This is a genomic window from Methylobacterium sp. J-059 (genome assembly GCF_022829485.1).
In the GTDB taxonomy this organism is placed as follows: Bacteria; Pseudomonadota; Alphaproteobacteria; order Rhizobiales; family Beijerinckiaceae; genus Methylobacterium.
In genome coordinates, this window is record NZ_JAKSYA010000142.1 from 1 (window position 1) to 9,429 (window position 9,429).

General features: G+C 67.2%; 6 protein-coding genes and 2 pseudogenes. 4 read left to right on the plus strand and 4 right to left on the minus strand.

All coding sequences use genetic code 11. The features are described 5' to 3' along the window. The first annotated feature begins 522 nt into the window (after nt 1-522). Together MKK55_RS20880 and MKK55_RS20885 are read left to right on the plus strand one after the other, a co-directional pair. Entirely contained in the window at nt 523-1,755 is a 1,233-nt protein-coding gene (locus tag MKK55_RS20880; RefSeq protein WP_243937454.1) for a molybdopterin-dependent oxidoreductase, read from the plus strand. A gap of 15 nt (nt 1,756-1,770) precedes the next feature. Beyond that, nucleotides 1,771-2,118 (plus strand): cytochrome c, encoded by a 348-nt coding sequence (locus MKK55_RS20885; protein ID WP_243937456.1) that lies wholly within the window; start codon nt 1,771-1,773, stop codon nt 2,116-2,118. On the opposite strand, the gene MKK55_RS20890 is transcribed toward MKK55_RS20885, so the two are convergent. The 4 genes and pseudogenes from MKK55_RS20890 to MKK55_RS20905 form a co-directional block, all read right to left on the minus strand. Then, nucleotides 2,102-3,484 carry a sensor histidine kinase N-terminal domain-containing protein gene (locus tag MKK55_RS20890; RefSeq protein ID WP_243937458.1) on the minus strand — a complete coding sequence of 461 codons (1,383 nt, stop codon included), beginning with the start codon at nt 3,482-3,484 and terminating at the stop codon, nt 2,102-2,104. The two genes, MKK55_RS20885 and MKK55_RS20890, sit on opposite strands and share 17 nt — an antisense overlap. Then, on the minus strand, nt 3,481-4,146 hold the full coding sequence (locus MKK55_RS20895; protein WP_243937460.1) for a winged helix-turn-helix domain-containing protein: 666 nt from the start codon (nt 4,144-4,146) through the stop codon (nt 3,481-3,483). The genes MKK55_RS20890 and MKK55_RS20895 overlap by 4 nt, the downstream gene beginning before the upstream one ends. A 408-nt stretch (nt 4,147-4,554) precedes the next feature. After that, nucleotides 4,555-6,231, minus strand: a complete 1,677-nt coding sequence (locus MKK55_RS20900; RefSeq protein WP_243937462.1) for a methyl-accepting chemotaxis protein — start codon at nt 6,229-6,231, stop codon at nt 4,555-4,557. A gap of 783 nt (nt 6,232-7,014) precedes the next feature. Beyond that, nucleotides 7,015-7,585, minus strand: a pseudogene (locus tag MKK55_RS20905) (tyrosine-type recombinase/integrase). Nucleotides 7,586-7,787: 202 nt separating this feature from the next. On the opposite strand from MKK55_RS20905, the pseudogene MKK55_RS20910 reads away from it, so the two are divergent. Continuing rightward, nucleotides 7,788-8,419, plus strand: a pseudogene (locus MKK55_RS20910) (DUF938 domain-containing protein). Then, nucleotides 8,419-9,144: an SDR family NAD(P)-dependent oxidoreductase gene (locus MKK55_RS20915; protein ID WP_243937464.1), complete on the plus strand. Its 726-nt coding sequence runs from the start codon at nt 8,419-8,421 to the stop codon at nt 9,142-9,144. The pseudogene MKK55_RS20910 and the gene MKK55_RS20915 overlap by 1 nt, the downstream one beginning before the upstream one ends. Nucleotides 9,145-9,429 lie beyond the last annotated feature (285 nt).

Here is a 9,429-nt window from a genome sequence, read left to right on the forward strand (position 1 = left end):
ATGTCGGCGCGAGCTCGGCCGGCGAGCAGGCCCATCCCGCCGAGGGCGGCGGCCGACAGAAGGCCGCGGCGGCTCGGAGACGATAACGTGGTGTGTTGGGGAATCGAATCAAAAGTTCCGCTGAGCCGGAGCACAAGAGGCCGGCGCAGGGTCTCCGCGCCCCCCAGCTTAAGGGACCCTTAAATGCGCTGGGGCTCGTCGTGGAAGGTGGTTGGGTGAAGGGAGGCGTGAGGCTAGCCGAACCAACAGCCGAGCCGCGTTTCCGATTGTAAATCGCAGACGTCAGCCTCGGTCGACTTGGTGGCCAAATCCCAGAGCGCATGCGCAAGGAGTTCGAAGAGGATAGCGAACGGGGGCGACAGCGTCTGCTTCTTCCTACTCTCGTCTTACACCGCACGGTCGTCAATCCATCTAACCACGTTCCACGACGAGCCCCAGCGCATTTAAGGTGCCCTTAAGCTGAGGGGCGCGGAGACCCTGCGCCGGCCTCTTGGGCTCCGGCTCAGCGGAACTTTGGATTCGATGCCTCAACACACCACGTTATCGTCTCCGAGCCGCCGCGGCCTTCTGTCGGCCGCCGCCCTCGGCGGGATGGGCCTGCTCGCCGGCCGAGCTCGCGCCGACATCTTTGATTTCCATATCCCGGGCGGCCCGAGCACCCGGCCCATGACCACGATATATCCCGAGAAGGGGCGTATGATCGTCCAGCGCACCCGGCCGCCTTGGCTGGAGACGCCGTTCGAGGTCTTCGACACCGGCGTGTTCACCCCGAACGACCAGCACTTCGTCAGCTGGCATTGGGCCACCTTCCCGACTCGCATCGACACCGACAGCTTCGCCCTGAAGGTCCACGGCCTCGTCGAGCGGTCGCAGGCGCTGTCGCTGCGTGAGTTGATCCACGATCTGCCGCGCTTCGAGATCGCGGCGGTCAGCCAGTGCGCCGGCAATTCGCGTCTCTACGCGCAGCCCCGGGTCGCCGGTGCCCAATGGGCGAACGGCTCCATGAGCAACGCTCTCTATGCCGGTGTGCGCCTCAAGGATGTCCTTGATCGCGCCGGCGTGAAGGCCGGGGCTACCCATGTGCAGTTCGGCGGCCTCGATGAGCCGCAGCTGCCTGACGCACCGAGATTCGTGAAGGCTCTCGACATCGATCACGCCCGCGACGGCGAGGTCATGCTGGCCTTTGCGATGAACGGCCAACAACTGCCGATGCTCAACGGCTTTCCGCTCAAGCTCATCGTCCCCGGCTGGTCGGCCGTCTACTGGATCAAGATGCTCGACGACATCGAAGTGACAGACCACCCCGACCCGAGCGTCTGGACGACCCGGAGCTACCGGGTGCCGGATACGCCCCACTACACGGTCGAGCCCGGGCAGAAGGGCTTCGGCATGATCCCGATCACCCGGAACCTGCCCCGCGCATTCGTGACCAACCTCAAGCCGGGCGACATCGTCCCGGTCGGGGCGCCGCAACTGGTGCGCGGCATCGCCTTCGGGGGCGACCGCGGGGTCGCCGCGGTGGACCTGTCGCTCGATGGCGGCCGGACCTGGCAGCCCACGACCCTTGGCAAGGATGAGGGCACCTACAGCTTCCGGCAATGGCAGGCCACGATCAGCCTCCCCGCTCGCGGGGCGCACACCTTGATAGCCCGCTGCATCAACACCGACCGGGTGATGCAGCCGATGCGGCGCGTGTGGAACCCGGGGGGGTACATGTCCAACCAGGTCGAGACCCTCGACCTCGTGGCGGCCTGAGGGGTGAGCGCGACCATGTCCCGATCCCTCCGCACCACCCTGCTGGCCGGCCTCATTGCCGGCTTTCTTGCCGGCCCGGTGCTGGCCTTCGCCGCCGCGCCGCTGGAGCTTCGCCCGACGCCCGAAATCGACTTGCCCTTCGGCGACGATGTTGGTTTCCCCGCCGGGCCGGGCTTCGACGTCATCGCGTCGAACTGCACGGCTTGTCACTCCGCCGACCACACCCTGAACCAGCCCGCCCTCTCGCGGGAGGAGTGGCATGCGGTCGTCGACAAGATGATCACCGCCTACAAGGCTCCGATCACGCCGGAGGATGCGCGGGTGATCGTCGACTACCTCGCCCGGGTCAAAGGCGAGCCGTAGCGGGCGGAGCACGCCTGGCGAGCCCGGGGCCGAAGATCGCGCTCGCCTTGAGGCCGGGGCCGCCGTCCCGTCCGTCGAGGTGCAGGCGGGCGCCGGATTGCATCAGCGCCATGGTGACAATCGAGAGGCCGAGGCCGCTGCCGAGCTTCGCCCGCCGGCTGCCGCGCACGAAGCGCTGGATCACCAGGGCGCGCTCCGACTCGGCAATGCCGGGTCCCTCGTCGGTGATCGACAGGGTGGCGCTTCCATCCGCGCCGAGCGCGGCATCCCAGGTGATCGCCCCCTCCGGCGGGGTCATCGACAGGGCGTTCTCCATCAGGTTGCGCATGGCGAGGTCGAACAGGTCCTCGTCCATTTGGATCTCGAGCTCGATGAGGGCGGGCGCGAAGGCGACGCGCTCCGACGTCGGCACGCCGCCCATCCCTGCAAGCAGATCGCGCAGGCGCTCCTCCACGGGGATCCAGGCGATGGTGGCTGGGCGCCCGCCGCTGTCGAGGCGCGAAACCGTCAGGAGTTGCTCGACGAGGCGTGCCGATTGATCGACCGCGCGCAGGGTCTGGGCGAGGGCGGCATCCCGCATGGCGGCGCCGGGCGCCTGCATGGCCACTTGAACCTGCGTCTTCAGGCCGGCCAGCGGCGTCCGCAACTCGTGCGCCGCATAGGCCAGGAAGGTGCGCTCGTGTTCGCGCGCAGCCGCGACCTTACCGAACAGCCGGTTCAGCGCATCGACCAGCGGCCGGATCTCCGACGGCATTCGGCCGGTCTCGACCCGCTCCAGGTTGTCGGCATCCCGGGCGGCGAGGTCGCGGGTCGCGCGGTTCAACGGCCGCAGGCCCCGGCCGACGCTGAGCCAGATGAGCGGCGCCAGGATCGGCAGCACGCAACCGGCGGTGAGCAGCAGGCTTTCGACGAGGCCGTGCTCCAGTTGCCGCCGCTGCCCGAGATTGTCGCCCACGAGGATGCGGAAGCCCTTGGCGGGGTCGGACAGGGCGTAGACACGCCAAGCTTGACCCTCGACCACGCGGTTCGAGAACCCTTCGTGCTGGTCCGACAAGACCGGATCCGGCGACCCGTCCGAGGCGCCGATCAGGCGCCCGTCCAGGGACCAGATCTGGCAGCTGAGGTGACGGTCGTAACGCACCACCCGCGCAAGGGCGTCGCCGTCTTCGGCCACCTGCCGTGCGGCCCCCGCCCGCGCCGGCGTGAACAAGCTGTCGACCATGCGGGCCGCCTCCATGAGGCGGCGGTCGAGGATGCTCTCGAACTGGGCGCGGCTGTCGACATAGGTCCAGGCGATGGCGGCGAGCCAGAGCAGCCCGGTTGCCGTGACCAGGGTAACGAACAGGCGCATGCGCAGGGAGTTCACGCACGCTCCTCCCGGATGCGGTAGCCGAGGCCGCGCACGGTCTCGACCGCGTCCCGTCCGATCTTGGCGCGCAGATTGTGGACATGAACTTCAAGCGCGTTGCTGCCGATCTCCTCGTTCCAGCCGTAGAGGCGGGCTTCCAGCTGGCTTCGGGACAACACACGGCCGGGCCGCTCGATCAGCGCCTCCAGCAAGGCGAACTCCCGGCGCGAAAGGTTAAGCGCGACGCCCGCCCGCGCGACCAACCGGCTGCTCAAGTCGATCGTGAGGTCGCGCCACGCGAAGGTTGCAGAGGCGCGTCCTGCCGCCCGCCGGATCATGACACGAAGCCGGGCTGCGAGCTCGCCCAGGTCGAACGGCTTGCCCATGTAGTCGTCCGCGCCGCGGTCGAGCCCGGCGATCCGGTCGGCGACGGCGTCGATCGCGGTGAGGACCATGACCGGTGTGGCGTCGTCCCGCGCGCGGATGTGGCTCAGCACGTCCAGTCCGGAGCCGTCGGGCAGCATCAAATCCAAGATCGCCGCGCTGTAATGCGTCGCATCGAAGATCGACATCGCGTCCCCACATGTGGCAACGCAGTCCGCGGTCATGCCATGCAACGACAACCCTGAGACCAGGCCGTCCGAAAGCACGGGGTCGTCTTCGAGAACGAGGATGCGCACAGAACGGTCGCTTCAGGGTTGCGCATGTGCCGCGATCGCGCCGAGGTACCACGCTAGCGGCGGCTTGGGGCAACTTTGTGGGTTCAGTCCGCGGAATCCGGCTGTAGGCTGCGGTCATGCCTCCGCGGCGCGCTCAAGAACACGCTACGCCTTCGGCTCTCCCGCGATGAAAGAGCTGCTTCCGAATAGGTACATCTTGGACCGACGTTTCGTCGGACGGGCAACGAGGCGGCTGTCCGCTTCCGCGGTGTCGCCATGACCGACTTCTACGACCGGGATGGGTCGCAAGCCGAACGGCGGCTCGGCGTGAGACACCGCCCGTCCGCCTCTGTGCCGAGAAGGAGCAGACGCGGACGTCAAAGTCGGGATTGAACGTGGGCCAGAGCGCCTCAGTCGTGAGGTTCTACCTCAGGCGGCTCTGACGGTCGCGAGGAAGCGATCGACTTCCGCCGCGAGGTGCTCGGACTGACGCGATAGCTCGGACGCCGCGCCCAGCACCTGGGTCGCCGCCGCGCCGGTCTCCTCGGCCGCGCCCGCCACGCCGGTGATGTTGCCGGTTACCTCCGCCGTGCCCACAGCCGCCTGGCTGACGTTGCGTACGATCTCCTGCGTCGCCGCGCCCTGCTGCTCCACGGCCGCCGCGATCGAGGTCGCCACGTCGCTGATCTGGCGGATGCGCCCGGTCATGCCGCCGATCGAGGCGACCGCGTGACCAGTCGAGGTCTGGATCTGCGCGATCTGGCCCGAGATCTCGCTCGTGGCCTTGGCCGTCTGCTCGGCCAGCGCCTTCACCTCCGCCGCGACGACGGCGAAGCCCTTGCCGGCGGCGCCTGCACGTGCCGCCTCGATGGTGGCGTTGAGGGCCAGCAGGTTGGTCTGCCCGGCGATGTTCGAGATCAGCCCGACCACGTCGCCGATGCGCGAGACCGCAGCGCTCAGTGCCTGCACCAGGGTGCCAGTCTGGTCGGCCTCCTGCACTGCCGCGTGGGCGAGCGCCGCCGAGCCGCCGACCTGGCGCCCGATCTCCAGCACGGACGCGCCGAGTTCTTCGGCTGCCGCCGCCACCGTGGTGACGTTGGTGCCGGCCTCCTCGGCGGCCGTCGCCACCGTGGTGGACTGGCTCGCCGTCTCGGTCGCCGACGCGGTCAGGGCCCGGGCGGTGGCCTGCAGCTCGGTCGCCGAGGACGACACCATCCCGACGATGCCACCCACCGCCGCTTCGAAGTCGTCGGCCATCTGGCGCATCCCCGCCTTGCGCTGCGCCTCCGCCGCTAGATCGCCCTGCGCGGTCTCCGCTTCGATAGCGCGCGTCCGGATCAGGTTGTCCTTAAACACCTGGACGGCGGCAGCCATCGCACCGATCTCGTCGCGACGTTCCTTGGCCGGCACCTCTTTGCTCAAGTCCCCCGCGGCGAGACCGGTCATGAACGCCGTCATGGCCCGCACCGGCCGCACCACGCTCCGGCCTATAATTGTCGCGAGAAGACCGATCATCACCGCAACGATGGCCGCGCCGCCGAGCAGACGCATCAAGGTCGGCCGCATTTGCGCCGCCGTGTCGTCCGCGTAGATGCCCGATCCGATGATCCATCCCCAAGGCGCGAAGCCTTTTACATAGGAAATCTTCGCCACCGGTTGATCCATACCGGGCTTGGGCCACTGATATGGGACGAAGCCCGCGCCCGACTGCTTCACCCGTTCGACCACATCCACGAACAGATGCTTCCCCGCCGGGTCGACGATGTCGGTGATATCCTTGCCGACAAGGTCGGCCTTGGGATGCAACACCATGCGCGGTTGCATGTCCTGGATCCAGAAGTACTCGCTGCCCGCGTAGTGTAGGCCACGAACAGCCGCTACCGCCGCGTGCTGGGCGGCATCGCGGCTCATCCGGCCGGCGCGCTCCTCGCCTTCAAAATAGGCGAGGACCCCTTGCGCCGCCTCTACGAGATCACGCGTCTTCAACTCTCGCGCGTCCGTGACCGTCTGAGACATGTCCCAGGCCGCCAGCCCGATGAGCATTGCCATACCGCCGAGAGCGGTCAGGGTAATGAGCTGTATGCGGGTGCCTACGTGGAATGCCATGAGATCCTGCGGGGAACTGCGCGAGGGCGGAGTAAGGACGATGGTGCCTCGGCGCGTATCACACACGCTTGCTACCAGACGTAGGAAGCCACCGCCGATACCTGACCGCTGGGGTAGAATTGCAGGCTATCGCGCATGAGCGTTAATGATATTTCACAAGCCTGGCAGTTACATTTAAAAATATCGCACTGTTAAAATGGTCGAACGCTAAGATTGTTGCGCGTCGAACCTGAACGATCAAGATCGCTTGGGCGCGCCGGTCGATAGTTGACGGCCACCATGAGATCACGCGGTGGCACGTCCGCTCACAGGCACTCTTTAGAGCCCTTCTCTCCCTTTTCTGGTCGGTGGCTTTGTCGCCCTGAGGCCCGACGCGCCGGTGGCCGGTCGTGAGGTGCTGTCGAGCAGGTTGAGGACCTGCGGACGATCCTCGAGCGCCGCCGGATGTTTCATCTGCTTTGGCGTCGCGTCGCGGCTGGCGCCTTGATGCTCGTCAGCCTGCAGGCGACAGCTTCACATGGCGTCCGACTGCTCTGTCTCCTGATGCAAACACGCCTACAGGTCCGCATTTTATGGGACGCTAGGTTCGGCTGCCAGCCCAAGCCGCAATGACCGGGCAGCCTACGAATGGCTGCTTTGCTGAAGAGCCGACGGCGTTCCGGACGACCGACATGGGTCGGGGGCGGAACGTCCGCTTTAGGGCGAAGGTGCAGGGTCCGCTCCCCACCCTTCTCGGACGAAGGCGCGGGGTAGGTGCGACGGCCTCAGGGGCTGCCGCAGTGACTACCAGATGTCGGTCTGCTCCGACATCACCAGGCATCATCTGCCTCGATGACGAGGTAGCGTACCGTGCTCTGAAGCTTGGTGTGCCCGAGAAGCAGCTGGCAGGCTCGTAGGTTGCCCGTTCGCCGGTAGATCAGCGCGACCTTCGTCCGGCGCAGGCTATGCGTGCCGTAGCCCGCCGGCTCGAGGCCAATCAGCGCCACCCACTCATCGACGAGCGGGCCATACTGGCGCGTCGTGAGATGCTCGCCCGGGCGGCTTCGGCTCGGGAACAGCCAGTCCCCGGCACGTAGACCCCGCAGCTGCAGCCAAGCCGCAAGCGTCTCGCGGGTGGTTTCGGTCAGCTCGAAGGGTACGGGCCGACCGGTCTTTTGCTGAACGATGGTTGTGCGCAGGCGGACGCCGTCACCGAGGTGGACACCGGCTACGCGTAGGCGAACGAGATCGCAGCCGCTCAGTTTGCTGTCGATGGCGGTGTTGAACAGGGCGAGATCGCGCGTGCGGCCCTCGTGCTGCAAGCGAGTGCGGATCGCCCAGATGTGCTTGGCTGGAACGGAGGCTTGGGGCCAATGAGACGGCCGAGGTTTCACGGACGGCGAGCGGTATCGCTGGCTGGAGGCATGATGGAACTCCTTCTAAGGAGCCATCAGCATCTCACCGCGATCCGCCCGTCGTAGCGGCGCGCTCTGGGCTGGAGCGGATAGTTAGCTCGAATCAGGCGTGTCGCGACAAAGAGGTATGCGCTCGGTATCGGCCGCTCGTAGAAGAGGCTCATGCCCGATGCCCTGTTCTCGCCGGCCGCAGCTCGCAACGCCGCCTTTATCACCGAAGTCCTCAAGCGCGTTCTCCCAGCGGTCTCGTCCTCGAGATCGCGAGCGGGTCCGGTGAGCATGCCGTCCATTTCGCTCGCGCGCTACCCGCGCTCGTCTGGCAGCCCAGCGACCCCGACGAAGCGGCCCGTCGCAGCATCGTCGCCCATGCCCGCGCCGCCGGGTTGGCGAACATCCGGTCGCCGCTGGCGATCGACGCGATCCGTCACCCGTGGCCAGCGGCGTGGGCTGATGTGGTCGTCGCGATCAACATGATCCACATCGCACCCTGGGACGCGACCATCGGGCTGATGGCTGGCGCGGAAGCGACGCTCGCGGAAGGTGGTGTCCTCTACCTCTACGGTCCTTTCCGGGAGGATGGCGCGCACACCGCGCCGAGCAACGCCGCGTTCGACGACAGCCTGCGCGCGAGGAATGCCTCCTGGGGGATCCGCGACATCGAGGCAGTCGCGGCCGCCGCCCGAGCGCACGATCTGCATCTGGCCGAGCGCGTCGTGATGCCGGCCAACAACCGCAGTCTGATCTTTCACCGCGGGCGCCGAGGCTCCGCGGTCGATAGGGATTCCGCGGCTTGATCCCCTTGCGCCTGACCAGCGCGGTCGTCGTCGGTGCGTCCGGCGGCATAGGTGGGGCCTTGATCCGCGACCTCGCGGAGGCTCGGACCTACGCGCCAATCTTTGCGCTCTCGCGCTCGGAAGCGTCAGTCCCGCAGGGCGTCCGAACCGTTCCGATCGACCTGTGCGACGAGGCGACGATTGCGGCGGCGGCGGCTAGGGTCGGCGAAGCCGGACAGGTCGGTCTGGTCATCGTCGCCACCGGCCTTCTTCACCGGGCGGGCGTCTCGCCCAAGAAGACGGTCAGGGCGCTTGACCCTGCCGCGATGGCCACCGTCTTCTCAGTCAACACGATCGGCCCTGCGCTCGTCGCCAAGCACTTCGTGCCCTTGCTGGCGCGAGGGGAGCGATGCGTGTTCGCGGCCTTGTCGGCGCGGGTCGGATCGATCGGCGACAACCGACTCAGCGGCTGGTACGCCTACCGCGCCTCGAAGGCGGCGCTGAACCAGATTCTGCGAACGCTCGCGATCGAAGTCGCCCGCAGCCGACCGGAGGCGATCGTTGTAGGCCTACATCCGGGCACGGTCGCCTCCGACCTGTCGCGGCCCTTCCGGCCAGATCCAACGGCCGATGGTGTCTTCTCGCCTGAGGAGAGCGCGGCGCATCTCCTGCGCGTGATGAGCGGTCTAGGCGCGAACGACACCGGCGGCGTCTTCGCCTGGGACGGCTCGCCGATCCCCGCCTAAGTGCGGTTTCGGCCCGAGCGGAAGCGCGGGGCGGCGCCATACGACCGTTCGGAGCTGAGATCACTTACGACATGCGCCATCAGCGGAAATTGGCTGCCTGTCTGAAAGCAGATGGGGTGGATGGCTCCCGCTCCGACTGACGGTATCTCGGTGCCAAGATGTGGTTGCTGTCAAAGCAGCAGCCACGCAGATGCAGGAGCCATCCCCATGGAGATCACCACCGTCGGCATCGATCTGGCCAAGAGCATTTTCCAGGTTCACGCCGTTGATGCAGCTGGGCACGTC